The organism is Streptomyces sp. BK208 (genome assembly GCF_004364245.1).
Taxonomy (GTDB): Bacteria; Actinomycetota; Actinomycetes; order Streptomycetales; family Streptomycetaceae; genus Streptomyces.
Genome location: NZ_SOAV01000002.1, coordinates 334,660 through 360,612, shown reverse-complemented (window position 1 = coordinate 360,612; position 25,953 = coordinate 334,660). Strand labels below are relative to the sequence as shown.

19 protein-coding genes and 1 pseudogene are annotated in these 25,953 nt (G+C 73.0%); 6 read left to right on the top strand and 14 right to left on the bottom strand.

Annotated elements, in window-relative coordinates; translation table 11 throughout:
* Window positions 1–15: 15 nt before the first annotated feature.
* The 5 genes from EV562_RS06210 to mmsA form a co-directional block, all read right to left on the bottom strand.
* On the bottom strand, window positions 16–1,944 hold the full coding sequence (locus EV562_RS06210) for an AMP-dependent synthetase/ligase (RefSeq protein ID WP_133885650.1): 1,929 nt from the start codon (window positions 1,942–1,944) through the stop codon (window positions 16–18).
* Between the two features lie 148 nt (window positions 1,945–2,092).
* On the bottom strand, window positions 2,093–2,986 hold the full coding sequence (locus tag EV562_RS06205; RefSeq protein ID WP_133885649.1) for an ABC transporter permease: 894 nt from the start codon (window positions 2,984–2,986) through the stop codon (window positions 2,093–2,095).
* Entirely contained in the window at window positions 2,983–5,634 is a 2,652-nt protein-coding gene (locus EV562_RS06200; RefSeq protein ID WP_166661613.1) for a CocE/NonD family hydrolase, read from the bottom strand. The genes EV562_RS06205 and EV562_RS06200 overlap by 4 nt, the downstream gene beginning before the upstream one ends.
* 142 nt (window positions 5,635–5,776) lie before the next feature.
* Window positions 5,777–7,201: an APC family permease gene (locus EV562_RS06195; RefSeq protein ID WP_133885648.1), complete on the bottom strand. Its 1,425-nt coding sequence runs from the start codon at window positions 7,199–7,201 to the stop codon at window positions 5,777–5,779.
* 338 nt (window positions 7,202–7,539) lie between these two features.
* Window positions 7,540–9,042, bottom strand: a complete 1,503-nt coding sequence (gene mmsA, locus EV562_RS06190; RefSeq protein ID WP_133885647.1) for a CoA-acylating methylmalonate-semialdehyde dehydrogenase — start codon at window positions 9,040–9,042, stop codon at window positions 7,540–7,542.
* A 778-nt stretch (window positions 9,043–9,820) separates the two neighbouring features.
* On the opposite strand from mmsA, the gene EV562_RS06180 reads away from it, so the two are divergent.
* Window positions 9,821–10,012, top strand: a complete 192-nt coding sequence (locus tag EV562_RS06180; protein WP_133885645.1) for a MerR family transcriptional regulator — start codon at window positions 9,821–9,823, stop codon at window positions 10,010–10,012.
* Window positions 10,013–10,129: 117 nt separating this feature from the next.
* Here the strand turns inward: EV562_RS06180 and EV562_RS06175 are convergent, their stop codons facing one another.
* The gene (locus EV562_RS06175) at window positions 10,130–11,167 is read right to left on the bottom strand and encodes a zinc-dependent alcohol dehydrogenase family protein (protein ID WP_133886035.1); all 1,038 of its coding nucleotides are present in this window, start codon (window positions 11,165–11,167) and stop codon (window positions 10,130–10,132) included.
* 186 nt (window positions 11,168–11,353) lie between these two features.
* Between EV562_RS06175 and EV562_RS06170 the strand changes: the two genes are divergently transcribed.
* Window positions 11,354–11,596: a heavy-metal-associated domain-containing protein gene (locus EV562_RS06170; protein WP_133885644.1), complete on the top strand. Its 243-nt coding sequence runs from the start codon at window positions 11,354–11,356 to the stop codon at window positions 11,594–11,596.
* A gap of 38 nt (window positions 11,597–11,634) precedes the next feature.
* Complete coding sequence (locus tag EV562_RS06165) at window positions 11,635–13,935, top strand: heavy metal translocating P-type ATPase (protein WP_133885643.1); 2,301 nt, start codon at window positions 11,635–11,637, stop codon at window positions 13,933–13,935.
* 45 nt (window positions 13,936–13,980) lie between these two features.
* Here EV562_RS06165 and EV562_RS06160 read toward each other — a convergent pair whose 3' ends face one another.
* Window positions 13,981–14,580 (bottom strand): anthrone oxygenase family protein, encoded by a 600-nt coding sequence (locus tag EV562_RS06160; RefSeq protein WP_133885642.1) that lies wholly within the window; start codon window positions 14,578–14,580, stop codon window positions 13,981–13,983.
* On the bottom strand, window positions 14,577–15,416 hold the full coding sequence (locus tag EV562_RS06155; protein ID WP_133885641.1) for an NAD(P)H-binding protein: 840 nt from the start codon (window positions 15,414–15,416) through the stop codon (window positions 14,577–14,579). Before EV562_RS06155 ends, EV562_RS06160 begins: the two co-directional genes overlap by 4 nt.
* A 136-nt stretch (window positions 15,417–15,552) precedes the next feature.
* Between EV562_RS06155 and EV562_RS06150 the strand changes: the two genes are divergently transcribed.
* Window positions 15,553–16,590, top strand: a complete 1,038-nt coding sequence (locus tag EV562_RS06150; RefSeq protein WP_243859979.1) for a LysR substrate-binding domain-containing protein — start codon at window positions 15,553–15,555, stop codon at window positions 16,588–16,590.
* A 704-nt stretch (window positions 16,591–17,294) separates the two neighbouring features.
* Here EV562_RS06150 and EV562_RS06145 read toward each other — a convergent pair.
* Both EV562_RS06145 and EV562_RS06140 read right to left on the bottom strand, forming a co-directional pair.
* A complete protein-coding gene (locus EV562_RS06145) occupies window positions 17,295–18,584 on the bottom strand; it encodes a citrate synthase (protein ID WP_133885640.1) in 1,290 nt (429 codons plus the stop codon).
* Between the two features lie 237 nt (window positions 18,585–18,821).
* Window positions 18,822–21,086, bottom strand: a complete 2,265-nt coding sequence (locus EV562_RS06140) for an ATP-dependent RecD-like DNA helicase (protein ID WP_133885639.1) — start codon at window positions 21,084–21,086, stop codon at window positions 18,822–18,824.
* Between the two features lie 393 nt (window positions 21,087–21,479).
* Here EV562_RS06140 and EV562_RS35430 point away from each other — a divergent pair.
* A pseudogene (locus EV562_RS35430) lies at window positions 21,480–21,590 on the top strand (ATP-binding protein); the annotation flags it as partial.
* Between the two features lie 15 nt (window positions 21,591–21,605).
* Here EV562_RS35430 and EV562_RS06125 read toward each other — a convergent pair.
* The 3 genes from EV562_RS06125 to EV562_RS06115 form a co-directional block, all read right to left on the bottom strand.
* Window positions 21,606–22,259: a hypothetical protein gene (locus tag EV562_RS06125; RefSeq protein ID WP_133885638.1), complete on the bottom strand. Its 654-nt coding sequence runs from the start codon at window positions 22,257–22,259 to the stop codon at window positions 21,606–21,608.
* 36 nt (window positions 22,260–22,295) lie between these two features.
* On the bottom strand, window positions 22,296–22,913 hold the full coding sequence (locus tag EV562_RS06120; RefSeq protein WP_133885637.1) for a TOPRIM nucleotidyl transferase/hydrolase domain-containing protein: 618 nt from the start codon (window positions 22,911–22,913) through the stop codon (window positions 22,296–22,298).
* A gap of 131 nt (window positions 22,914–23,044) precedes the next feature.
* Complete coding sequence (locus tag EV562_RS06115; protein ID WP_133885636.1) at window positions 23,045–24,040, bottom strand: RNA polymerase sigma-70 factor; 996 nt, start codon at window positions 24,038–24,040, stop codon at window positions 23,045–23,047.
* A 131-nt stretch (window positions 24,041–24,171) separates the two neighbouring features.
* Here EV562_RS06115 and EV562_RS06110 point away from each other — a divergent pair, with 131 nt between their 5' ends.
* Complete coding sequence (locus tag EV562_RS06110; RefSeq protein WP_133885635.1) at window positions 24,172–24,657, top strand: carboxymuconolactone decarboxylase family protein; 486 nt, start codon at window positions 24,172–24,174, stop codon at window positions 24,655–24,657.
* A gap of 86 nt (window positions 24,658–24,743) precedes the next feature.
* Here EV562_RS06110 and EV562_RS06105 read toward each other — a convergent pair whose 3' ends face one another.
* Window positions 24,744–25,940, bottom strand: a complete 1,197-nt coding sequence (locus EV562_RS06105) for a macrolide family glycosyltransferase (protein WP_243859978.1) — start codon at window positions 25,938–25,940, stop codon at window positions 24,744–24,746.
* Between the last annotated feature and the right edge of the window lie 13 nt (window positions 25,941–25,953).

Genomic DNA, 25,953 nt, shown 5'->3' with positions numbered 1-25,953 from the left:
GGTCGGGCCTCCGGGTCAGGCGCGCGGTGTCGCGTACAGCGCCTCGATGTCCTGCGCGTACGCCGCGACCGCCGCGTGCCGCCTGACCTTCAGGGAGGGGGTCAGCAGCCCGTTCTCCTCGGTGAACTCGCCCTCGACCAGCCGGAAGGCGCGGATCGACTCGGCCCGGGAGACGGCCGCGTTGGCGTGGTCCACGGCCTTCTGGACGTAGGCGCGCATACTGTCGTCCCGCACCAGCTCGGAGATCGGCGTGGCGGCGGGCAGCCCGCGCACCGCGAGCCAGTGGGCGACGGCGTCCGGGTCGAGGGTGACGAGCGCGGCGACGAAGGGCCGGTTGTCGCCGACGACCAGGCACTGGGCGACGGGTGGGCGGCTGCGCAGCCGGTCCTCCAGGACGGCCGGGGAGACGTTCTTGCCGCCCGAGGTGACCAGGAGGTCCTTCTTGCGGCCGGTGATGGTGAGGTAGCCGTCGGCGTCGAGGGAGCCGAGGTCGCCGGTGGCGAACCAGCCGTCGGTGAGGGCGGCTTCGGTGGCCTCGGGGTTGCCCCGGTAGGCGCCGAAGACGATGCCGCCCTTGACCAGCACCTCGCCGTCGTCCGCGATGCGCACGGCGGTGCCGGGGACCGGCTGTCCGACGGTGCCGGGGCGGGGGCCGAGCGGCGGGACGATGGTGGCGGCGGCGGTGGTCTCGGTCAGGCCGTAGCCCTCGTAGACCATGATTCCGGCGGCGTAGAAGAACAGGTTGAGGTCGCTCTCCAGCGGGGAGCCGCCGCTGATGGCGTAGCGCAGCCGGCCGCCCAGCTCCGCCCGCACCCGGCGGTAGACCAGCAGGTCGTAGAGGGCCCAGCCGGCCCACAGGCCCGGGGTGGGGCCCTTGCCGCGGCCGAGGAAGCGCTCCAGGTGGGCGGTGCCGAAGCGGACGGCGAGGCGGTGGGCGCGTTCGAAGGAGGCGCCGCGGCCGATCCTCTCGGCGGTCGCCCGGCCGGTGTCGTGGATCTTCTCGAAGAGGTACGGGACGCCGACCAGGAAGGTCGGGCGGAAGGACTTGAGCGCGGGGCGCAGCTCGTCCGGCTTGATGCTCGGGAAGTGGCCGATCTCGATGCGGGCCAGCAGGCAGGCGATCTGGATGGTGCGGCCCAGGATGTGGGCGAGCGGCAGGAAGAGGAGGGTCGAGGCGGTCTGGCCGGTGACCTCCTTGAAGACGGGGTGCAGCAGCTCGACCGTGTTGGCGGCCTCGGCGTGCAGGTTGGCGTGGGTGAGGACACAGCCCTTGGGGCGGCCGGTGGTGCCCGAGGTGTAGCAGACGGTGGCGACCGTGTCCGGGGTGAGGGCGGTGCGGCGCTTGGTGACCTCGTCGTCGCTCACGCCTCGGCCGAGGGCGGCGAGGTCGGCGAGCGCCCCGGCGTCGAGTTCCCAGACCCGCGGGTGCCCGGGGTGGCCGGCGGTGCCGGTGAGGACGGTGGCGGTGTGGGCGGCGGTCTCGGTGACGACGTGCCGGGCGCCGGAGTCGCGGACGATCCACTCGACCTGGTCGGCCGAGGAGGTGGCGTACACGGGGACGGTCTGCCCGCCGGCCGTCCAGACGGCGAAGTCCAGGACCGTCCACTCGTAGCGGGTGCGGGACATGACGGCGACCCTGCCGCCGGGTTCCAGACCCGCGGCGATCAGCCCCTTGGCCACGGCGGTGACCTCGCGGGCGAACTCCGCGGCGGTGACGGGCCGCCAGGCGCCGCCCGCCTGGCGGCGCAGGACCACCGCGTCGGGGGCCTCGGCCGCGTTGGTGAACGGGATGTCGGCGGTGCTGCCCTCGGTGGGGCGGGGTGCGAGGGCGGCGGTGCGGGCCTCGCGGACGGCGCCGTGGGCGTCCACGACGGTCTCGGTCCTCGCGCGGGACGCGAGGCCGCCGCGGTTCTTCGCCCGTTTCAGGTCCCTGCGTACGCCCATGGACGGCTCCCGGTCGCGGTCGGACTGCTGCGCTGTCGCGTGAACTCACCTACGAACTTACTTCGGAGTAAACTTACTCACGCGTAAGGAAACGTCAATGGGCGCACGGGGGCGGGCCGTCGGGTCCTGTGGATGATCCGCCGGGGACCTACGACACGATGTCCTTGCGGGCGAAGCCCCGGAAGGCCAGGGCGAACAGCACGAGCGCGTACGTCACCGAGACCGCCGTGCCCTGGATCATGCCCGACCACTCCGGGTGCGGCTGGACGGCGTCCGCCCAGGCGAACTGCCAGTGCGCGGGCAGGAAGTCGCGCCAGTGGCCGAGCGCGGTCACCGCGTCCAGGACGTTGCCGACGATGGTCAGGCCGACGGCGCCGCCGACCGCGCCGAGCGGGGCGTCGGTCCGGGTGGACAGCCGGAACGCGAGGGCGGCGGTGACCAGTTGGGAGACGAACAGGTACGCCACGACCACCACCAGGCGCTGCGCCGCCGTGCCCGGGGCCAGCGAGCCGCCGGTGGGGACGGCCAGCGGGCCCCAGCCGTAGGCGACCGTGCCCACGGCCAGCGCCACCAGGGGCAGCAGCACCATCGCGGCCAGGCTCAGCCCGAGTCCGACGGCGAGCTTGGACGCGAGCAGCCGGGCGCGCGGCACCGGAGCGGCGAGCAGGTAGCGCAGGGAGGACCAGCTCGCCTCGGAGGCCACGGTGTCCCCGCAGAACAGGGCGACCGGGACGACCAGCAGGAAGCCCGCCGACACGAAGAGGTTGACGGCGGCGAAGTTGGCGCCGGAGGCGGTGGCGGTGTCCATCAGGGTGATGCGGTCGCCGGGTCCTTCCGGCTCGCCGCCGATCGCGAAGGCGACGACCAGGACGAACGGCAGGGCGGCGAGGATCGCTCCCATCACGAGGGTGCGGCGCCGCTTGAGCTGGCGCACCAGCTCCACCCGCAGGGGCAGGGTGCGGCCCGCCCGGTAGCCGGACGCGGACGACGGCGCCGCCTCGGGCGCGGGTCCGGCCGGGACCGTCTCGGTGGGCGTGCTCATGCGGAACCTCCGATCAGGGTGAGGAAGGCGTCCTCCAGGCGGCGGTGCGGGCCCACCGAGGCCACCGGGATCTCCAGCCGGACCAGTTCGGCGACCAGGCCGGACGCCGTGCCGCCGGGGTCGAGGCGGACCAGGAGCCCGTCGTCGGTGTGCACGACCGAGGCGACACCGGGCAGGGCGGCGACCTTGTCCACGAGCGGTCCTTCCACGGGCAGGCCGGTGCCGACGAGGAGGGTGTCGCCGGAGCCGGTGATCTCGGCGACCGGACCGGCCTGGACCAGCCGGCCCCGGTCCATGACCACGAGGTGCGTGCAGGACTGCTCGACCTCGGCCAGCAGGTGGCTGGAGACGATCACGGTGCGGCCGACCGCCGCGTAGCGGATCATCACCTCGCGCATCTCGCGGATCTGCGGCGGGTCCAGTCCGTTCGTCGGCTCGTCGAGGATGAGGAGGTCGGGCAGGCCGAGCATCGCCTGGGCGATGGCGAGGCGCTGGCGCATGCCCTGGGAGTAGGTGCGCACCGCGCGGGCGAGCGCGTCGCCGAGCCCGGCGATCTCCAGCGCCTCGTCCAGGTGGGCGTCCTCGGGCGGGCGTCCGGTGGCCCGCCAGTACAGCTCCAGGTTCTCCCGGCCGGACAGGTGCGGCAGGAAGCCCGCGCCCTCGACGAAGGCGCCGACCCGGGACAGCACCGGGGCGCCGGGGCGGACGGCGTGGCCGAAGATCCTGATCTCGCCGTCGTCCGGCTTGATCAGTCCCATCAGCATCCGCAGGGTGGTCGTCTTGCCCGCGCCGTTGGGCCCGAGCAGGCCGAGCACCTGCCCCTTCTCGACGCGGAACGACAGCTCCCGCACCGCGTACCGTTCGGTGGCCCCGGCGTACCGCTTGCTCAGGCCGGTGATCCGCAGGGGCACGTCGGCCGACGCGGGGTCGGGGGCCGGTGCGGCGGTGCGGCGGCGGCCGGCCCACAGCAGGGCCAGGGCGACGGCGGCGCCGGCCAGGGGCAGCCACCACACCCAGGCGGGCAGCGGCGCCGCGGCGGTCGTCACGCCGGGGGCGGTCGGCACCTTCAGGTCGCCCCGGAGGGAGACGGTGTACGTCGCCGGGGCGGCCGGGGAGGCGTAGCCGAGGTCGGTGGAGGCGAGGACCAGGCGGAGGCGGTGGCCCTTCTCCACCTCGTGGTCGATCGCCGGGAGGGTGACCGTCACGTCCCGGCCGGCCTCGGCGTCCTCGACGCGGACGGGGGTGACCAGCTGGGAGGGGAGCACGGGCGCGGTGCCGCCGGGGCCGACGTCGTACACCTTGGCGAAGAGGACGGCGTCCTCGGTGGTGGAGCGGACGTGGACGGTGGCCGTCGGTGAGCCGGTGATCCGCAGGCCGTCGTCGACGGGGGCGGACTCGAACGCGGCGTACTGGCCGGGGAAGTCGAGGGAGACGCCGACGCCGAGCGAGGAGAGCTGCGAGAGCCCTCCGGCGCCGCCGAGGCCGGGGAGGGCGGAGACGGCGGGCGGGTTCGCGCCGGCCGGGTTGTCGACGCTCTGCTCGCGGCCCCGCAGGGGCACGGAGCGCTGTCCGGCCGCCAGGCCCGGGTACCGGTCGGCGCTCGCGCCCCGCAACTGGGCCCGGCCGTCGGTGGAGTCGACGCCTCCGGTGCGGGTGACGCGGAAGGCGGGGCCGGTGGCGGCGCCCTCGTCGTCCTTGAGGTAGCGGTCGAACCAGCCGTCGATGCGCGCCCGGACGCGGTCGTTCTCCAGGTCGCCGCCGTCGTGCCCGCCCGCGATCCAGTCCACGTCGACGGGGGCGCCGTTGGCCCGGATCGCCCGCGCCGCGGCGTCGGCCTGGCCGAGCGGGAAGAGGGAGTCGGTCTGGCCCTGCGTCAGCAGGGTGGGCACCTTGACGCGGTCGCCGACGGCCTGCGGACTGCGCGCCTCCAGGAGCTTCACGGCCTCGGCGTCGGGCCTGCCGGACTCGGCGACGCGCTGGTACATGCGGCACAGGTCCGCCTCGAACCGGTCGCAGCCGCCGCCCGTGTTGACGAAGATGCCGGCCCACAGCTTCTTGAAGACACCGTTCGGGAACAGGGCGTCGGCCAGGTTCCAGTAGGTGATCGCGGGGGCGACGGCGTCCACCCGGGTGTCGTGGCCGGCCGCGAGCAGCGCGACCGCGCCGCCGTAGGAGCCGCCCGCGATGCCCACGCGGGGGTCGCCGTCCTCGTCCAGCTCGACCTGGGGCTGCCGGGCGAGCCAGTCGATCAGCCGGGACACGTCGGCGACCTCGCCGTCCGGCGCGTTCAGCCCGATCTTCCCCGTGGACTTCCCGAATCCGCGCGCGGACCAGGTCAGGACCGCGTACCCGTCCCTCGCCAGGTCCTCGGCCTGCTCCCGTACGTCGTCCTTGCTGCCGCCGAAGCCGTGCGCGAGCAGGACGGCCGGTCGGCGGCCGCCGGAGCCCGACGTGAAGTACGAGGTGTCCAGGCGCACGCCGTCGCCCACCGCCACGGTCCGGTCGGCGCGCCGCACCGGGGCCGCCTCGTCACCGGCGACGGCCGTCCACGTCCCGGCACCGGCGAGCACGACGACGGCGGCCGCGGCGCAGAGCATCCGCCGCGGCCCCCGTAGCAGCCCCCGCACGCGGGGCAGTCGAAGATCCATGGGTCAACGGTACGGGCCGGTGCGGACGGCGGAAGGCGTCCGGAGGCTGAACCGGCGGCCCTCCCACGGAAGTACGGGACCGCTCGCGCCTACCGCGGGCGCGGTAGGCCGGCAAAGGCCCCGCGGGGCGCCGGGGCCGCTGTCACGGCCCGGCGGGCTCGCGGACGTCCTGGGGCACGGTCACCAGCCAGCGGGTGTCGCGGCGCGGGCGCAGGTACAGGGCCCAGTACAGGGTGGCGACGGCCGCGATGCCGCCGGTCCACAGCAGGTGGGCCACCTCCTGCTGGGTCAGGATGTAGGCGAGGACCGCGATCAGCACGATCGGCACCGCCGGCCACAGGGGCATGCGCCACGCGTGCGCACGGCGGTGCGCGCCGCGCCGGGCCCCGAGGGCGGCGACGGCGACCAGCAGGTACATCGCCGTGACGGAGACGCCGGTGACGCCGTACAGGGTGTCCAGGTCGACGAAGCACAGCGCGGCGCCGGGCACGCCCACGGCGAGGGTGGCGACCCACGGGGAGCCGAACCGGCCGAGCCGGGCGAAGAGCCCGTTGACCGGAGTGGGCCACGCCTTGTCGCGGGCGGAGGCGAACAGGACGCGCGAGTTCTGGATGACCATCACGATGCCCGCGTTGATGATGGCGAGGGCCACGCAGAGGCTCACGAAGGTGCCGACGGCCGAGTTGGACCAGGCGGTGACCATGGCGCCGATGTCGCCGCCGGTCAGCTCGGCCAGGTCGGAGGCGCCGAACGTGATGGCGACGACCGGGACCAGGATGATCACCGTGGAGATGGCGAGGGTGGCCAGCACCGTGCGGGCGACGTTGCGGCGCGGGTTCTCCAGCTCCTCGGAGAGGTAGACGGCGGTGGAGAAGCCCTGCGTGATGAAGAGGGCGATGGCGAGCCCGGAGACGACCAGCAGGGCCGTCACCGGGTCCGTGCCGCCGTGGGCGCCGCCCACCTCCATCGACACCAGGCTGCCGGGGCCGCGCTCGGCGTGGGCGAAGCCCAGCACCGCGACGACGGCCGCGGCGATGACCTCCAGGACCAGGAAGACGCCGGTGATCCAGGCGTTGGCCCGCAGGTCGAGCAGGCCGGCGAGGGTGGCGAGCAGCATGACGCCCGCGCCCGCGAGGGACGGGTCGAGGTGCAGGATCGGTTCGAGGTAGTCGGCCGTGCCCATCGCGATCACCGGCGGCACGATCATGACGACCAGCAGGGACAGCACGAAGACGAGCCAGCCGGCCAGGCGCCCGGACAGGGTGGAGACCATGGCGTACTCGCCGCCGGCGCTGGGGACGAGGGTGCCCAGCTCCGAGTAGCAGAACGCCACCGCGACGCAGAGCAGGGAGCCGATGGCGATGGTGAGCGCGGTGGCGGTGCCGAGCGAGCCGAAGAGGTCGGGGACGACCACGAAGAGCGTGGAGGCGGGGGTCACGCACGAGAGGGTGAGCAGGGTGCCGCCGACGACGCCGATGGAACGCTTGAGGGTGGTGGGGGCGCCGTCCGGGTCGGGTGCGGGGGCGGCACCGGGCTCGGTTGCGACGGGGCGGAGCGTATCGGTCATGCGGCGGGGTTCCGATCGACTCGTGCGACTGAGGGTGACGTCGGGAGCGCTATCGCCTCCGGCGGATCAGGTCTGTGGGTCTCGGTCCGCTCCCGGTTCGCAGCATCGAACACCGACGAAAACCGAGTCGTCAATGGTCAATTACCTACGGATTCCGTGGTCGTGAAGCGCCGATGATGTCGATCACGACGTAACAGGGCTCTGGCGGTGGCGTCTTGCCCGCCTACGGGAACCGCACGGTCCGCACGCAAAAAAGGAGGCCGTCCACGGAGTGGACGGCCTCCCACGGGCTTGCTTCCCGTATCCGCGATCACCCTCGGTGATCGGCTCGGGGTCGGTCAGTGGTTGCGCGGGAAGCCCAGGTCCACGCCCGCCGGGGCGTCGGCCGGGTCGGGCCAGCGGGTGGTGACGACCTTGCCGCGGGTGTAGAAGTGCGTGCCGTCGTTGCCGTAGATGTGGTGGTCGCCGAAGAGCGAGTCCTTCCAGCCGCCGAAGGAGTGGTAGCCCACGGGGACCGGGATCGGGACGTTGACGCCGACCATGCCGGCCTCGACCTCCAGCTGGAAGCGGCGGGCCGCGCCGCCGTCCCGGGTGAAGATCGCGGTGCCGTTGCCGAACGGCGAGGCGTTGATGAGCGCCAGGCCCTCCTCGTAGGTGTCGGCGCGCAGCACGCACAGCACGGGACCGAAGATCTCGTCCTGGTACGCCTTCGCCGTGGTCGGTACGCGGTCCAGCAGGGAGATGCCGATCCAGTGGCCGTCCTCGTGGCCGTCGACCGTGTACCCGGTGCCGTCCAGGACGACCTCGCAGCCGTCGGCCGCCGCGCCCTCGACGTAGGAGGCGACCTTGTCGCGGTGCGCCTTGGTGATCAGCGGGCCCATCTCGGAGGACGGGTCGGTGCCGGGCCCGATCTTGATCTTCTCGGCCCGCTCGCGGATCTTCTCGACCAGTTCGTCGCCGACGGCGCCGACCGCGACGACCGCCGAGATGGCCATGCAGCGCTCGCCGGCCGAGCCGTAGGCCGCGCTCACCGCCGCGTCCGCCGCCGCGTCGAGGTCGGCGTCGGGGAGGACCAGCATGTGGTTCTTGGCGCCGCCGAGGGCCTGCACGCGCTTGCCGTTGGCGGACGCGGTGGTGTGGATGTAGCGGGCGATCGGCGTGGAGCCGACGAAGGAGACGGCCTTGACGTCCGGGTGCTCGAGGAGGCGGTCCACGGCCACCTTGTCGCCGTGCACGACGTTGAAGACGCCGTCCGGCAGACCGGCCTCGGTGAGCAGCCCGGCGATCCGCACCGCGGCCGACGGGTCCTTCTCACTCGGCTTGAGCACGAAGGTGTTGCCGCAGGCGATGGCGATCGGGAACATCCACAGCGGCACCATCGCCGGGAAGTTGAACGGCGTGATGCCCGCGACCACGCCGAGCGGCTGCCGGATCGAGGACACGTCGACGCGGGTGGCGACCTGCGTCGACAGCTCGCCCTTGAGCTGCACGGTGATGCCGCAGGCCAGGTCGACGATCTCCAGGCCGCGCGCGACCTCGCCGAGCGCGTCGGAGTGCACCTTGCCGTGCTCGGCGGTGATCAGCGCCGCGATCTCGTCGCGGTGCGCGTCCAGCAGGGCCCGGAACGCGAAGAGGATGGAGGTCCGCTGGGCCAGCGAGGACTGACCCCAGGTCAGGTACGCCTCCTTGGCCGCGGCGACCGCCGCGTCCACCTCGTCGACGGAGGCGAAGGCGACCTTGGTGGTGACCGCGCCGGTCGCCGGGTCGGTCACCGGCCCGTACGTGCCCGAGGCGCCTTCGGCGGTCTTGCCGCCGATCCAGTGGTTGACGATGTTCGTCATGACCGAGAACTCCTTCACAGATGGCGGCGACGGGTCGAGACGTGCCGTGGGTGCAGCGCGCGCTGCTCGTGCTGCTCGCGGGCCGGTGACCGCGCCGGTCGGGTCGCGGTCTCGGCCATGACTCCATCCCAGCAGCCGGGCGCCGCGCACGCGCCCGACACTGTGTCTGCGGTTTCGGTGTCCGCGTAGACACGTGGGGCAGTGGGGGCGCCGCGGGCACGGGCCGCCCCGGCGGGACGCGGGAACCTCCGGCGCGGAGCCGGTGCGAGCGGGGAGTCGGCGCTCGTGCCTCGCTCCTGCCAGGGCGAGGCCGCCTTCCCGCGCCGGAGGCGTTCGGTGGGGGAACCGGCGACGGGGCCGTGTGTCATCGGGCCGTCCGCCATCGCGTTCCCTTCTTGCCCGCCCTTGCGTCTCCCCGGTTTCTAGCGGCGTGCGTGCGGCCTGTCAATGTTTTGTCCGGACATTCGGACGACTTGCCCCCTGTGGCGGTCCGCTGGCGGTCCGGTGGCGCACCACCGAGCACCGACGGCCGCCCCAGTCAACGCGCCGCGCCTGAACGACGGCGTACGCCTGTGTGGCGCTCGTGTCACGAATGCGCCTCGCGGGTCACACATGTCACCGGTACGCGGGTCTTCCGTCACACCCGCGAACGTCCCCCGACCGCCCCTCACCCGGCGTCGTTCACCCGGCACAGGCTTGGTGATCGCCAGCGCAGCGCCCGGCTCCCCCCGCGGCCGTCCCCGGTCGCCGCCGTGGCGCGCGCAGGGAGGTGCAACGAGTGACCGACCGGAGGCTCTGGTCCTACAAGGACATCGCGGCCCACATCCACGTCCAGCCGGACACCGTGCGGTCGTACCGCAAGCACGGGCTGCTGCCGCCGCCCGACCACGTGGAGGGCGGGAAGCCGTACTGGTACGCGGAGACGGTCCGGGCCTGGGTGGCGTCCCGGCCGCGCAACAGGAACAAGTAACGGGAGCGACGGCGGCGAGGAGCGGCGGCGCCGGAAGGCCGCCCGGTGCCCCACGGCCGCGTGGGGCACCGGGCGGGCGGCCGTCAGGACCCGGTGACCGTCACGGCTCGACGAGCGTCACGGCTCGACGACCGTCACCCCGGCGCCGGGCGCCGTGCCCATCGCCGCGAGGGCCGCCGGGACCGCCTCGAGACCGATGGTGGACGTCACCAGCCGGTCGGGCCGGAGCACTCCGGCGCGGACCAGCTCCAGCATCGGCGGGTAGGTGTGTGCGGCCATCCCGTGGCTGCCCAGCAGTTCCAGCTCCAGGGCGACGGCGCGGCCCATCGGCACCGGTGTGGTGCCGTCCGCCGAGGGCAGCAGCCCGACCTGTACGTGCCGGCCCCGGCGGCGCAGGCCGGCCACGGACGCGGCACAGGTGGCGGGCGATCCGAGGGCGTCGAGCGAGAGGTGGGCGCCACCGCCGGTGAGGTCGAGGACGGCGGCCGCCGTGTCCGGCGTCCGGGAGGCGTCCACGCACTCGGCCGCGCCGAAGGCGTGCGCCAGCTCCAGCGCGCGGGCCGACACGTCCACGGCGACCACGCGCGCCCCGGACGCCGCGGCGATCATCACCGCGGACAGGCCGACACCCCCGCAGCCGTGCACCGCGACCCACTCCCCCGCCGCGAGGCGCCCCTGCTGAACCACGGCGCGGTAGGCGGTGGCGAACCGGCAGCCGAGCGAGGCGGCCGTGGCGTACGACATGCCCTCGGGCACCGGGACGAGGTTGACGTCGGCGTGGTCGAGCGCCACGTACTCGGCGAAGGAGCCCCAGTGGGTGAAGCCGGGCTGGGTCTGGCGCTCGCACACCTGCTGGTCGCCCGCCGCGCAGGCCGCGCAGGTCCCGCAGGCGCAGACGAAGGGCACGGTCACCCGGTCGCCGGGCCGCCACCCCGCCACCCGGTCGCCGACCGCCTCGACGACACCGGCGAGCTCGTGGCCGGGGACGTGCGGCAGTGCGATGTCCGGGTCGTGGCCCCGCCATCCGTGCCAGTCGCTGCGGCACAGCCCGGTGGCCGCGACGCGCACCACGACACCGTGCGGCGCGGGTGCGGGGTCGGCGACCTCCCGCACCTCGGCCGGCTCCCCGAAACGCTCGAACACGACCGCGCGCATCGTCACCCTCACTTCCGTACCGTCGTGGCTGTCGCATGCCGGGGTGGCGGCGTCCGAGCCTCCCGTCCCTCATCTCACGGCAGGCCCATCCGGAGCCATACCCCCTGGGGGTACAGTGGGTGGTACGTGGTCCCGCGCGGACCCACGGGTACCCGCCCGTGCCACCCCCTGACGAGGAGTAACGACATGACCGCCCAGACCGACACCGCCCAGGGCTCCGTCACCACCGTCTACAAGGTGAGCGGCATGAGCTGCGGCCACTGCGAGGGCGCCGTCTCCGGCGAGATCTCCGAGATCGCGGGCGTCGCCTCCGTGCAGGCCGTCGCCTCCACCGGCGAGGTCACCGTCGTCTCCGCGACCCCGCTCGACGACGCGGCCGTGCGCGCCGCCGTGGACGAGGCGGGTTTCGAGCTCGTCGGCCGGGTCTGAGCCCCGGCGCAACCGCCCCCCCTCCTGGAGCCCGGACCATGACCAGCACCACCGCGGACACCCCTGCCGCCGCGGACACCCCTGCCGCCGCGACGGCCGCGGCTCCCGACGCCGGTCTCGCCGAGGTCGAGCTGCTCATCGGCGGAATGACCTGCGCCGCCTGCGCGGCCCGCGTCGAGAAGAAGCTCAACCGCATGGACGGTGTCACCGCCACGGTGAACTACGCGACGGAGAAGGCCCGGATCAGCCACCCGGTGACCACGGAGGTCGCCGACCTGATCGCCACCGTCGTGAAGACCGGGTACACCGCCGAGGAACCGGCGCCGCCGCCGGAGCCCGCTGGCGGGACCGGCACCGGGGAGAGCGGCACCGGGGACGGGGGCCGCGACCCGGAGCTGTCGGCCCTGCGGCAGCGCCTGCTGGTCTCGGCCCTCCTGGCCGCGCCCGTCGTCCTGCTGGCGATGGTCCCGGCGCTCCAGTTCGACAACTGGCAGTGGCTCTCGCTCACCCTCGCCGCACCCGTCGTGGTCTGGGGCGGGCTGCCCTTCCACCGCGCGGCCTGGACGGGCCTGCGGCACGGCGCGGCCACCATGGACACGCTGGTCTCGCTCGGCACGCTGGCGGCGTTCGGCTGGTCCCTGTGGGCGCTGTTCTTCGGGGACGCGGGCATGCCGGGCATGCGGCACGGCTTCGACCTCACCGTCTCCCGCACCGACGGCGCCTCCGTGATCTACCTGGAGGCGGCGGCCGGGGTCACCGTCTTCCTGCTCCTCGGCCGGTGGCTGGAGGCCCGCTCCAAGCGCCGCGCGGGGGCCGCGCTGCGGGCGCTGATGGAGCTGGGCGCCAAGGACGTCGCCGTCCTGCGGGACGGACGCGAGGTGCGGATACCCGTGGCCCGGCTGGCCGTGGGCGACCGGTTCGTCGTCCGCCCCGGCGAGAAGATCGCCACCGACGGCACGGTGACCGAGGGCACCTCCGCCGTGGACGCCTCCCTGCTGACCGGCGAGTCCGTGCCGGTGGACGTCACGGCCGGGGACGCCGTCACCGGCGCCACGGTGAACGCCGGGGGCCGGCTGGTGGTCGAGGCGACCCGGGTGGGCGCGGACACGCAGCTGGCGCGGATGGCGAAGCTGGTGGAGGACGCGCAGAGCGGCAAGGCCGAGGTGCAGCGCCTCGCCGACCGGGTCTCCGGCGTCTTCGTGCCGGCCGTGCTGCTCATCGCGGTCGCCACCTTCGGCGGCTGGCTGGGCGCCACCGGCGACACCGTCGCCGCGTTCACCGCGGCCGTCGCCGTCCTGATCATCGCCTGCCCCTGCGCCCTGGGTCTCGCCACGCCGACCGCGCTGCTGGTCGGCACCGGCCGGGGTGCCCAGCTCGGCATCCTCATCAAGGGCCCCGAGGTCCTGGAGTCCACCCGCAGGGTCGACACCGTCGTCCTGGACAAGACCGGCACGGTCACCACCGGCCGCATGACCCTGCACGAGGTGTACGCCGCCGGGGACACCGGCGAGGAGGAGCTGCTGCGGCTCGCGGGCGCCGTCGAGCACGCCTCCGAGCACCCCGTGGCCCGCGCGATCGCCGCGGGGGCCGAGGAGCGGCTCGGCACGCTGCCGGACGTCGAGGACTTCGAGAACGTCCCCGGGCGTGGCGTACGCGCCCGGGTGGCGGGCCGCGAGGTGGCCGTGGGGCGCCTGTACGACGCCCTGCCGCCCGAGGTGTCGGCCGCCCGGGACGAGGCCGAACAGCGGGGCCGTACGGCCGTCGTGGTCGGCTGGGACGGTGTGCCGCGCGGCGTCGTGACCGTGGCGGACGCGGTGAAGGAGACCAGCGCCGAGGCGGTGGCCGGGCTGCGCCGGCTGGGTCTGAGGCCCGTCCTGCTGACCGGGGACAACCGGCGGGTGGCCGAGTCGGTCGCGGCGGCCGTCGGGATCGACGAGGTGATCGCCGAGGTGCTGCCCGAGGACAAGGTCGCCGTGGTGGAGCGGCTGCGCTCCGAGGGCCGTACGGTCGCCATGGTCGGCGACGGTGTCAACGACGCCGCCGCGCTCGCCGCCGCGGACCTGGGCCTCGCGATGGGCACGGGGACGGACGCGGCGATCGAGGCGGGCGACCTGACGGTGGTCCGCGGTGACCTGCGGGTGGCGGCGGACGCGATCCGGCTGTCCCGGCGCACCCTGTCCACGATCAGGGGCAATCTCGTGTGGGCCTTCGGCTACAACGTGGCCGCGCTGCCGCTGGCCGCCGCCGGACTGCTGAACCCGATGATCGCGGGGGCGGCGATGGCCTTCTCCTCGGTCTTCGTGGTGACCAACAGTCTCCGGCTGCGCGCCTTCCGGTAGCCCGCACCGCTCCACGCACCGGCCGCCGACCGGGCCGCCCCCTGTTCACGTGCGGTTCGTGCCGGTCGTGAAGGCCCGCCCGTGACCGTCGCCGTACGCGTGCGCCGACGACGTGCCGGAGGCGGGCACCGCCGCCCGGTCGGTGCGAAGCCGGTCCGCGCCGTACAGGACCAGGGCCCAGGCCAGGCAGGCGAAGGCCGCCGTGTGCAGCAGCGCGCGCACGATGTTCCAGGTGACCCAGGCCGCCTCGAACCGTTCGCGGACTGCGGCCGGGTCGCCTATGGAGTCCGGGTCGCCGGCCCGCTCCAGCTGGTCGTTGAGCGGGACGTTGACCGCGACGGTCACCGCGAACGCGACCAGGTACAGGACGAGCGCGGCGATGAGCCAGGGCAGCGCCGGCCGTCCGTGACCGCGCCGGGCGAGGAACACCGCCACGGCGATCAGCGGGATCGTCCCCATGAACGGAAGCATGAACACGGGGTTGACGATCGCCTTGTTGATGCCCTGCATCGTCTCCACGAACGTGTGGTCGGACGTACCGCGCAGACCCGGCATCACGGCGTACGCGAAGGCCGCGAAGAGGCCCGCCATCAGGCCGGAGGTGACGACGGCGGCGAGCAGGGCGGCGGTCTGGGTGGTCTTCACGAGGCGGCCCCGGGGGTCCAGACGCCTGCGGCGGCGGCCTCGGCGACGTGGTCGGTGAAGTCTCGGGCCGGCCGGCCGAGGACCTGCCGGACGCCGTCTCCGAGACGGGCGTTGCGGCCGTCGAGGACGCTCGTGAACAGGTGGGTCAGCAGGTCGGCGAAGGCGGCCGGGACGCCGTGCGCGGCGAGGTCGGCGGCGTAGGCCTCCGCGGGGACCGCGACGTAGCCGATCTCGCGGCCGGTCGCCGCCCCGATCGCGGCCATGGCCTGCGTGAAGGTCAGCAGCCGGGGGCCGGTCAGGTCGTAGGTGCGGCCGGTGTGCCCGCCTTCGGTCAGGACGGTGGCGGCGACCTCGGCGATGTCGTCGGCATCGACGAAGGGCTCCTCGACGTCCTGGACCGGCAGCGCGAGCCGCCCGCCGAGGACCGCACCGAGGAAGTCGCCCTCGCTGAAGTTCTGGGCGAAGAACGAGGCGCGCAGGACCGTCCACTGCGCGCCCGAGGCCGCCAGCGCCTTCTCGCACGCCTCGGCCTCCGGCTCACCGCGCCCGGAGAGCAGCACCAGACGGCGCGCTCCGGTCCGTACCGCCAGCTCGGCGAAGGCGCCGATCGCCTCGGGGGCACCGGGCACGGCGAGGTCCGGCTGGTAGGAGACGTAGACGGCGTCGACGCCGGTCAGGGCGGGCTGCCAGGTCGCGGGGTCGTCCCAGTCGAAGGGGATCCCGCCGGACCGTGAGCCGATCCGGACGCTGTGGCCCCGGTCGGTCAGCCGGCGCACGACACGGCGTCCGGTCTTTCCGGTTCCGCCCAGGACCAGGGTGAGTGCGGGGGACGTCATGGTGATCGCCTCGACTTTCACGGATGGTGCTCCGAGGCCGCGTTCTGCGGCGTGCTCACAGCCTCGGCCACCCGGGTATCGCCATCAACTGCCGATCGTGCAAGGATCGTTGACCTGTGGTTGACGGTGGGGGGCCGTGGTGGAGCGACGTGAGATCGAGATCTTTCTGACCGTCGGCGAGGAGCTCCACTTCGGGCGCAGCGCCGAGCGGCTGCGCGTCTCGGTGGCCATGGTCAGCAAGACGGTCCAGAAGCTGGAGCGGTCGGTCGGCGCGGCCCTCTTCGAGCGGACCAGCAGACGGGTGGCCTTCACCGCGATCGGGCGGCGCCTCTTCGAGGATCTGCGGCCCGCGCACCAGGCGGTCCTGGACGCCTTCGCGCGAGCGGTGGCCGCGGGCCGGGGCGTGGACGGCGTGCTGCGGGTCGGGTTCCTGGGGACGGCCACCGCGGAGTTCGTGGTGCGCGTGGCGGAGTTGCTGCGGACCCGGCATCCGGGGTGCGAGGTGCGGCTGCACGAGAGCCGTTTCACGGACGGGACGGCGCCCCTGCGCGAGGACGTGATCGACGTCCTGCTCATCGACAACTTCGCCGCCCCGGTGTCGACGCAGGCGCCCGAGCTCACCGCGGGCCCGGTGCTGTTCCGGGAGGCGCCGATGCTCGCCGTCTCCGCCCGGCATCCGCTGGCGCGGCGGGCGGCGGTGGACGTGGCGGAGATCGGACGGTACGAGGTGCTGCGGCCGCGGGCGTCCCCGGACCGGGCCGTGCGGACCTCCGCACCCGGGCAGCCGGCCGGGAAGGCCGTGCCCGGGCAGGCGGCCCGGTGGGCCGTTCCCGAGGGCGCGGAGCAGTTGTTCGCCTGGCCGGAGGATGCGTCGTCGTACCCCCTCGGCGGGGCGCCGGCGGGCGGGGCCGCCGGGAGGGGCGCGGAATTCGGCAGTGTCCAGGAGATGTGTGCGCTGATCGGCGCGGGCCGCGGGGTCTACCCCGTCCCGTCCCACGCGAGTGTGTACGACGCCCGCCCCGACGTGGCGTTCGTGCCGATCAAGGGCGCCCCGGCCTACGAATGGCGCCTGATCTGGCTCTCCGCGGCGGACAACACCCTCGTCCGCGCCTTCGCCGAAGCGGCCCGCGACTACGTGGCGGCGCACCCCGACCCACTGACCGCGCCGGCGTAGGCGCCGTGCGCACCCCGACTGGTCCGCATTTCACGCAGGTCGAGGGGCTGCACCTCTGGAGTCCGGCACCCTCCTCACATAAGCTCTTCACAAGGCTCGCGCATCTTCCTTACGCTTGAGGCCCGTGCGACGTACGGGGCTCTTGCGCACCCAAGGGACATATGCAAGAGACGCAGATCACAGTGACGCGAACGTAACCATCGAAGGGGTTCGAAGGTCTAAGTTGGCGATGTCAGGCAGCGTCTTGGGGGGCGCCACCTGGTATCTGGGGATGTCTTGGGGGACTTTCCCAGAGCTGCGTTGCCGGGACACGTACACCGGGAAGCTTTGAGCGGCCCTCCCGGGCGTGCGCTGTCCCGGCAGACCGCACGACAGGTACGACTGCACGGACCGTACGACCCCGTACAACCGCATGACCCGTACGACCCGTACGACGACTCGTACGACGCACGACACAGCGAATTCAGGCGCTGTCCTCACAGACGCCCGGCCGGATCCCGTGGGGGGAATCCGCACCGGGGCATGGGAAGGCGCCCTGGATCGTCGGCCCGTGGGGGGACCGGCGCCAGGGCGCCTTCTGCTGTTGCCGGGCACGGACCACCGTTCCCGCGCACGGACCACCGTTCCCGGGCGGCACGGAAAAGCCCCGTACCACTCGGGGCGGTACGGGACTCACCTGACGCGCTGCGGGGGTGCCTTGCGGCTCAGCGCTCCTCGACGGGCACGAAGTCGCGCTCGACGACGCCCGTGTAGATCTGGCGCGGGCGGCCGATGCGGGAACCCGGCTCCTTGATCATCTCGTGCCACTGGGCGATCCAGCCCGGCAGCCGGCCGAGGGCGAACAGGACCGTGAACATCTCGGTCGGGAAGCCCATGGCCCGGTAGATCAGACCGGTGTAGAAGTCGACGTTCGGGTAGAGGCTGCGCGAGACGAAGTAGTCGTCGGAGAGCGCGTGCTCCTCCAGCTTCAGGGCGATGTCCAGCAGCTCGTCGGACTTGCCGAGGGCGGAGAGCACGTCGTGCGCGGCGGCCTTGATGATCTTGGCGCGCGGGTCGAAGTTCTTGTAGACCCGGTGGCCGAAGCCCATCAGGCGGACGCCGTCCTCCTTGTTCTTCACCTTGCGGATGAAGGAGTCGACGTCGCCGCCCGCGTCGCGGATGCCTTCCAGCATCTCCAGCACCGACTGGTTGGCGCCGCCGTGCAGCGGGCCCCACAGGGCGTTGATGCCGGCGGAGATCGAGGCGAACATGTTCGCCTGCGAGGAGCCGACCAGGCGGACGGTGGAGGTCGAGCAGTTCTGCTCGTGGTCCGCGTGCAGGATCAGCAGCTTGTCGAGCGCCGCGACGACCGTCGGGTCCAGCTCGTACTCCTGCGCCGGCACCGAGAACGTCATGCGCAGGAAGTTCTCGACGTAGCCGAGGTCGTTGCGCGGGTAGACGAACGGGTGGCCGATCGACTTCTTGTACGCGTAGGCCGCGATCGTCGGAAGCTTGGCGAGCAGCCGGATCGTGGAGAGGTTGCGCTGACGCTCGTCGAACGGGTTGTGGCTGTCCTGGTAGAAGGTGGACAGCGCCGAGACGACCGACGACAGCATGGCCATCGGGTGGGCGTCGCGCGGGAAGCCCTTGTAGAAGTTCTTGACGTCCTCGTGCAGCAGGGTGTGCTGCGTGATCTCGTCCTTGAACGAGGACAGCTCGTCGACCGTCGGCAGCTCGCCGTTGATCAGCAGGTAGGCCACCTCCACGAAGGAGGAGCGCTCGGCCAGCTGCTCGATCGGGTAGCCGCGGTACCGGAGGATGCCGGCTTCGCCGTCCAGATAGGTAATGGCGGATTTGTAGGCGGCGGTGTTGCCGTAACCGCTGTCCAGCGTCACCAGCCCGGTCTGGGCGCGGAGCTTCCCGATGTCGAAGCCCTTGTCGCCGACGGTGCTGTCGATCACCGGGTAGGTGTACTCGCCATCGCCGTACCGCAGTACTACAGAGTTGTCGCTCACGTCTTCCCTCACCGACGTAGTGCCTCATCTTCGAGGTGCCCTGACTGTCTCTACCATCCCCCACTTGGCTCAGGAGAGTGCACTCGGGGTCGACCATCGGGCCTATCGGCGGCACTCAGTGCCGTCAACTTGCTCATCCTGCCCCCTCCGGCGCCCATCCGGAAGTGCTGTGTGACCTTTACGACTCGTTTGATCGATCATTTTTTTCACACGGTCCGTGGGGCCCGCCGGAAGGTTTCAGGGCCGGGGCCCCGCCAGCCGGAAGTCGAGCGCCGTGCACCGCCGCCCGGCCGACACCGTCCGGACCGCCTGCCCGATCGCCTTGCGCGACCCGACCAGCACGACCAGCTTCTTCGCCCGGGTGACCGCCGTGTACAGCAGGTTCCGCTGGAGCATCATCCAGGCCCCGGTCGTCACCGGGATGACCACCGCCGGGTACTCGCTGCCCTGGGACCGGTGGATGGTGACCGCGTACGCGTGGGCCAGCTCGTCCAGTTCGTCGAAGTCGTAGGGCACCTCCTCGTCCTCGTCCGTCAGCACGGTGAGCCGCTGGTCCACCGGGTCGAGCGAGGTGACGACGCCGACGGTGCCGTTGAAGACGCCGTTCTCGCCCTTGTCGTAATTGTTGCGGATCTGGGTGACCTTGTCGCCGACCCGGAAGACCCGGCCGCCGAACCGCTTCTCGGGCACGTCCGGGCGCCCCGGGGTGACGGCCTGCTGGAGCAGCCCGTTCAGCGTCCCGGCGCCGGCGGGTCCGCGGTGCATGGGCGCGAGCACCTGCACGTCCCGGCGCGGGTCCAGCCCGAACTTCGCGGGGATGCGCCGCGCCGCCACGTCGACGGTCAGCCGCCCCGCCTCCTCGGTGTCGTCCTCGACGAAGAGGAAGAAGTCCTTCATGCCGTCGGTGACGGGGTGCTGCCCGGCGTTGATCCGGTGCGCGTTGGTGACGACGCCGGACTGCTGGGCCTGCCGGAAGACGCGGGTGAGGCGCACGGCGGGCACCGGGCTGCCCGGGGCCAGCAGGTCCCGGAGCACCTCCCCCGCACCCACGCTGGGCAACTGGTCGACGTCCCCGACGAGCAGCAGGTGGGCACCCGGGGCGACGGCCTTGACGAGCTTGTTGGCCAGCAGGAGGTCCAGCATCGACGCCTCGTCGACCACGACGAGGTCGGCGTCCAGCGGCCGCTCCCGGTCGTAGGCCGCGTCGCCGCCGGGCTTCAGCTCCAGCAGCCGGTGCACGGTGGACGCCTCGGCGCCGGTCAGCTCGGCGAGCCGCTTGGCGGCCCGGCCGGTGGGCGCGGCCAGCACCACCTTCGCCTGCTTGGCCCGGGCCAGCTCGACGATCGACCGGACGGTGAAGGACTTGCCGCAGCCGGGCCCGCCGGTGAGGACGGCTACCTTCTCGGTCAGCGCGAGCCGGACGGCCGCCTCCTGCTCGGGCGCGAGGTCGGCGCCCGTACGCCCCTTCAGCCACCCCAGCGCCTTGTCCCAGGCCACGTCCCGGAAGCCGGGCATCCGGTCCTCGTCCGTGCGGAGCAGCCGGCGCAGCTGTCCGGCCAGGGCCAGCTCGGCCCGGTGGAAGGGCACGAGGTAGACGGCGGTGACGGGGTCGCCGCCCTCGGGTCCCGGCACCTTCTCCCGTACGACACCGGGGTCTGCCTCCGGGTCGTCCGCCGGCTCGGCGGCCAGCTCGCCGAGGCACTCGATGACGAGCCCGGTGTCCACCTGGAGCAGCTTCACCGCGTCCGCGATCAGCTTCTCCTCGGGGAGGTAGCAGTGCCCCTGGTCGGTGGCCTGCGACAGCGCGTACTGCAGCCCGGCCTTCACCCGCTCCGGGCTGTCGTGCGGGATCCCGACCGACTGGGCGATCTTGTCGGCGGTGAGGAAGCCGATGCCCCAGACGTCGGCGGCGAGGCGGTACGGCTGGTTCTTCACCACGGAGATGGAGGCGTCGCCGTACTTCTTGTAGATCCGCACGGCGATCGACGTCGACACCTCGACGGTCTGGAGGAAGAGCATGACCTCCTTGATCGCCTTCTGCTCCTCCCAGGCGTCGGCGATCTTCCTGGTCCGCTTCGGCCCGAGACCGGGCACCTCGATGAGCCGCTTCGGCTCCTCCTCGATGATCGTGAGGGTGTCCAGCCCGAAGTGCTGCGTGATCCGGTCGGCGAAGACCGGCCCGATGCCCTTGACCAGCCCGGACCCGAGATAGCGCCGGATGCCCTGCACGGTGGCGGGCAGCAGCGTCGTGTAGTTCTCCACGTGGAACTGCTTGCCGTACTGGGGGTGCGACCCCCAGCGCCCCTCCATCCGCAGCGACTCCCCCACCTGCGCGCCCAGCAGCGCGCCGACGACGGTCAGCAGGTCGCCGGCGCCTCTGCCGGTGTCGACGCGGGCGACGGTGTATCCGTTCTCCTCGTTGGCGTACGTGATCCTCTCCAGGACGCCTTCGAGGACGGCGAGCCGCCGCTCACCGGGGGCCGCGGGGGGCTGGTCGGTCATGATCCGACGGTACCGGTGGGGTGTGACAGCGGACGTCCCGGAGCGGGTCTGCTCGGTACTCTCGGGGCATGGACTACGCCGGGATGCGCGCCATCGCCCAGGACCTGGGGGCTTTCGCGGAGCAGCTCGAAGGGTCGTGGACCGTCGAAATCGGGCCGTCCGGTCCGATACTGGCGATGACGTGTCCGTCGAAGCGGCACGATCCAGGTCCACTCCGACCCGTGCAAGGGCCGCTACGGCCGCACGGAGCCGTACATCTTCGGCGACGCGGTCGCTTTCGGGACGTGGAAGGTCGAGACGTCGGAGTTCCGCCGGTACGGCAGGGACGGTTGGCGGCGCGGCTGCGACCTCAGGGCCGCGAGGAAGGGGCGAAGGCGACGCGGGGCAAGGCGAGGGCGGGGGCTGGCGCTGGTGCGGGCCTGCGCGGACGGGTGGGGGTGGCATCCGCCCGCCAGGCACGGCAACCGGGGCACGTACGTGTGGTGTGAGCTGGCGGCGGCCTGAGAGAGGCCGCTCGGATCAGCCCGTGATCGAGAAGAAGAGCGTGTCCTGCGTGTACCAGTCGATGTTCTTCGTCGCGTACTCCCACTCCTCGTGCTCGAACTCCAGCTTCTCGATCACCTGGCGGACCTCGTACCGGAAGTCCTCGTCCATCCGGTCCAGCACCGCGCGGTAGGCGTCCGCCATGGGCTTGGTCCTGGACAGCGGGAGCGTGCCGATGTGCGGTCCGTCCACGGGATACGGCAGGGAGAAGGGCATGCCCGCCGGGGGCCCGGAGAAGAGGTGGTCGTACAGCAGGAGGTCGGGGGCCACGCCCAGCCGGCGCAGCTCGTCGTCGAGCAGGCCGAAGAAGGTGGCGGGCTTGGAGTACACGCCCAGGTCGGACGGGTCGGAGGCGTTGCAGTCGATGACGAGCTGGAGTGCGTGGTGGTAGGCGCCCGCCACGTAGTCCCCCTGCGCGCTCGCGTGACCGGCCACCAGGTGTTCGAGCGCGTCCGGTATGGACAGGCCCAGGTCGATGTCCTGCCCGTCGAGGTCGCGCTGGCGCTGCCGTGCCCGCTCGCGCATGATGCCGAGACGGCGCCGCTGATCGGCCGTCAGGTCCTCGGCGGCTCCCAGGAAGGCGAGGACGTCGGCCTTGTCGGCCGTGCTGTAGGAGATGATCCGGCTCATGATCGGCATCCTGTCAGCCGGCACTGACAGCGGCCGTCACAGCGCCGCGAACAGTCCCGCGAGCGGAGCCGGTGTGCGGGCCGGTTCCAGGGCCTCGACCAGGATGCGGCCGTAGTGGATCTTGCGGCCGGACTTGGTGCCGAGGAAGCGGCGGAGCTGCTGCTGTGCGGCGCGGCCCTGCTGGGCGGGCTGCCGCAGGAAGGTCTGGAGGCGGCGCGACTCCCCCTCCCCCACCACGAGTTCGGTCACCACGCTCACGCCCAGCGCGCGGATGAGCTCGTCCTCCAGGTCGGCCGCGCAGACGAAGAGGCCGTCCGGCTCGGCGTCGGCGCGGCGCAGGGCCCGGACGTAGAAGTCCTGCTCCCGCTCGTCGCACAGGCCCACCAGGCGCAGGTCCAGGCCGTCGGGGCCGAGGAGTTCGGCGAAGCGGCCGACGCTCATCGCGCCGCCCATCGGGAGGACGCAGACGCCGTCCGCCGCCAGGTCCCGGCCGCGGCGCGCGGCCATCGCCTCGACCGCCGCCGCGTCGCTCGGTCCTTCGAGGAGGACGGCGGTGTGTACGGCCAGCCGATCCGCCAAGTCCTGCGCCGGGCCGCCGGGGCCGCCCGCCGCCCAGGCGGTGACCGCGTCCCGGAGCATCCCCATGTTCGCCATGGGGGAAGTCTCCGCCCCCGCCCGCCGTGACGGTAGTGGGTTTTCGACTCGCGTCCCGGTGGCAGTCCCTGTGGCTCAGCGGCCCTGCGGCCCCGCGGCTCAGCGGCCCCGCGGCTCAGCGGCCCCGTGGCTCAGCGGCTCAGGACGGTCTCCTCGCGCATGAACGACAGTTTCTCCGGGTTGCGCACCGCGTAGAGCCCGGTGATCCGGCCGGCCTCGATGCGGACCGCCACCACCGTGTCCAGCTCGCCGTCGAGCCGGATGACCAGGGCCGGGTGCCCGTTGACCTGAGCCGGGTCCATGGTCATCGTGACCGGCAGCTTGACCAGGCCGCCGAGCATGAGGCGGGCCACCTTGTCGGCCCCGTTGACGGGCCGCAGGACGGCCTGCTTGATGCCGCCGCCGTCGCCCAGCAGGACGACGTCCGGCGCGAGGATGTCGAGCAGGCCCTGGAGGTCTCCGGTCACCACGGCCCGCCGGAACGCGGCGAGCGCGTCCTGGGTCTCGGACCGGGAGACGGCCTCGCGCGGGCGGCGTGCGGCGACGTGCGCGCGGGCCCGGTGGGCGATCTGCCGGACGGCGGCCGGGCTCTTCTCCACCGCCTCGGCGATCTCGTCGTAACCGAGGTCGAACACCTCGCGCAGGACGAACACCGCCCGCTCGACCGGCGCCAGCGTCTCCAGGACCAGCATCATCGCCATCGACACGCTGTCCGCCAGCTCGACGTCCTCGGCCACGTCGGGCGTGGTCAGCAGCGGCTCGGGCAGCCAGGAGCCGACGTAGGACTCCTTGCGGCGGCCGAGCGTACGCAGCCGGTTCAGGGCCTGGCGGGTGGTGATCCGGACCAGGTAGGCACGCCGGTCGCGCACCGTGCCGAGGTCGACGCCCGCCCACTTCAGCCAGGTCTCCTGGAGGACGTCCTCCGCGTCGGCGGCCGAGCCGAGCATCTCGTAGGCGACCGTGAAGAGCAGGTTGCGGTGGGCGACGAAGTCCTCGGTGGCCGCGTCCACGGCCGTCCCGTCCCCGGCGGGGACCGCCCGCCCGGTGGCGTCGCCCTGTGCGTGTCCGTCGTTCTCGCTGGTCACCCGCTGCTCCCGTTCGGTCGGTTCCGGAGGTGTCACGCGCACGAGACACCGGTCGCCGCTGTTCTGTGACACCCGCCCCGGGTGGCCTGTGCCACATCGTCGTCCTGTCACACGGCTCGGGCCACCGGCGTCTTGTGTGCGTCACCGAGGCACCGACAGCGAGGACGAAGATCATGGACACCCGATTCAACCTGTTCGAGAACGAGCTCGGCGGCCGGTTCGCGAAGCGGTTCGCGGGCACCGGGATGCTGGTTCACCAGTCGACGCTGCCGCGGGCCACGCAGGAGCTGGTCTCGCTGCGCGCCAGTCAGATCAACGGTTGCGGCCACTGCATCGACATGCACGTCAAGGAGGCCGCGGCCGCCGGGGAGAGCGCCGTCCGGCTGCACCTGGTCGCCGCCTGGCGCGAGTCCACGGTGTTCACCGAGGCCGAGCAGGCGGCGCTGGCGTTCGCCGAGGAGGGCACCCGGCTCGCCGACGCCCACGAGGGCGTCTCCGACGAGACCTGGGAGCTGGTGCGCAAGCACTACGACGACGACCAGGTGGCCGCACTGATCTGCCTGGTCGCCCTGATCAACGCGGCCAACCGGCTCGCCGTGATCACGCACCAGAAGGGCGGCTCGTACGAGGCCGGCATGTTCGAGGCGGCGATGGCCTGACCTCCGCGGGGGGCCGCACGGGGGGCGGCAGCGGAACCCGGGGTGAGGACGCCCCGGGTTCCGCTTGCTCCTTCCCTGCCCTGTTCTCAGCGCGCCGGGCCCCCGGCGGCGGCCAGGACGTCCTCGACGAGGTCGGCGGCGCGCGCGGTGCCGCCCTCGGCCCGGCCGTCGGCCTGCAACTGCCGGGACCGGTCGATCCGCTCCGGATCCGCGACCAGGTCGTCCAGCACCGCGCGGAGGGTCTCGGCGGTGGCGTCTGCGGTGTCCACGCGGCGGGCGACCCCCAGTTCCACGAGCCGGTCGGCGTTCATGAACTGCTCGGCTCCCTGCGGCACGGCGATCATGGGGACGCCGGCGAGCAGCCCCTCGCCGCAACCGCCCATGCCGGCGTGGGTGACGAAGGCGTCGGCCTGCTCCAGGATCGCCCGCTGCGGGACCCAGGAGTGCACCTCGACGTTGGCCGGGACGGTGCCGAGTTCCCCGGGGTCGGTGTACTTGCCGATCTGCAGTACGACGTGCCAGCCGGGCAGGTCGCCGAAGGCGGCGACGCACTGACGGTAGAACTCCGGTTGGCGCGTGTACGCCGAACCGAGCGAGACCAGCAGCACGTGGTCCGCGGCCGCCGGACGGGTCCAGCCGTCCGCGTCGGCCGGGGTGTCGAAGCAGGGGCCGACGAAGGTCACCGTGTCGGTGTCGACCCGGTCGGCGTGCGGCTGCATCGCGCGTGGGATCAGGGCGAGGGCCCGGGCGGGCGGGCCGGAGAAGGCGTCGACGTCCGTGGTGGCCGCCCCGCAGCCGGCGAGCCACCGCGCGAACCTGTCCCGGTACGCGTCGGCGCCCGGCAACTTCCGCAGGTGGGCCGCGACTTCCTCCTGGTAGCCGTCCCAGCCGACGAACGTCGGGGACAGCTGCACCAGCGGACGCCCCTGCGCCTCGGCGAGGGCACGCGCGGCATAGGCGCCGATGTCGTAGAGGTACAGGTCGGCCGGATCGTCGTCGTAGGCGGCGTGCAGTTGCGGGAGCGCCTGGACGGCGTCGTCGAGGAAGAGGCTCGACGCGGCGATGGGATCGGTGGGCCAGTCGTTGTCCGCGACGGGCAGCGTGGAGGTGCAGGGCACCAGCTCCGCGCCGGTGGACTCGATCCGGTCGGCCACGAACGGGTCGTTGGCGTAGGTGACCCGGTGCCCGCGGGCCACCAGCTCGCGGATGAGCGCGAGGCTGGGCAGGACATGGCTGACGATGGGGACGCCGACCATCGCTATGTGGGCGCGGCGACGGGACATGGGCGATCACTCG

Excerpts from the sequence above, each read along its gene's own strand:
- EV562_RS06120 (WP_133885637.1), bottom strand. The coding sequence starts at position 22,913 with ATGGCGAACATGGGGATGCTCCGGGACGCGGTCACCGCCTGGGCGGCG.
- EV562_RS06140 (WP_133885639.1), bottom strand. The coding sequence starts at position 21,086 with ATGACCGACCAGCCCCCCGCGGCCCCCGGTGAGCGGCGGCTCGCCGTC.
- mmsA (WP_133885647.1), bottom strand. The coding sequence starts at position 9,042 with ATGACGAACATCGTCAACCACTGGATCGGCGGCAAGACCGCCGAAGGC.
- EV562_RS06155 (WP_133885641.1), bottom strand. The coding sequence starts at position 15,416 with ATGACGTCCCCCGCACTCACCCTGGTCCTGGGCGGAACCGGAAAGACC.
- EV562_RS06165 (WP_133885643.1), top strand. The coding sequence starts at position 11,635 with ATGACCAGCACCACCGCGGACACCCCTGCCGCCGCGGACACCCCTGCC.
- EV562_RS06200 (WP_166661613.1), bottom strand. The coding sequence starts at position 5,634 with ATGGATCTTCGACTGCCCCGCGTGCGGGGGCTGCTACGGGGGCCGCGG.
- EV562_RS06175 (WP_133886035.1), bottom strand. The coding sequence starts at position 11,167 with ATGCGCGCGGTCGTGTTCGAGCGTTTCGGGGAGCCGGCCGAGGTGCGG.
- EV562_RS06170 (WP_133885644.1), top strand. The coding sequence starts at position 11,354 with ATGACCGCCCAGACCGACACCGCCCAGGGCTCCGTCACCACCGTCTAC.
- EV562_RS06105 (WP_243859978.1), bottom strand. The coding sequence starts at position 25,940 with ATGTCCCGTCGCCGCGCCCACATAGCGATGGTCGGCGTCCCCATCGTC.
- EV562_RS06210 (WP_133885650.1), bottom strand. The coding sequence starts at position 1,944 with ATGGGCGTACGCAGGGACCTGAAACGGGCGAAGAACCGCGGCGGCCTC.
- EV562_RS06205 (WP_133885649.1), bottom strand. The coding sequence starts at position 2,986 with ATGAGCACGCCCACCGAGACGGTCCCGGCCGGACCCGCGCCCGAGGCG.
- EV562_RS06195 (WP_133885648.1), bottom strand. The coding sequence starts at position 7,201 with ATGACCGATACGCTCCGCCCCGTCGCAACCGAGCCCGGTGCCGCCCCC.
- EV562_RS06110 (WP_133885635.1), top strand. The coding sequence starts at position 24,172 with ATGGACACCCGATTCAACCTGTTCGAGAACGAGCTCGGCGGCCGGTTC.
- EV562_RS06125 (WP_133885638.1), bottom strand. The coding sequence starts at position 22,259 with ATGAGCCGGATCATCTCCTACAGCACGGCCGACAAGGCCGACGTCCTC.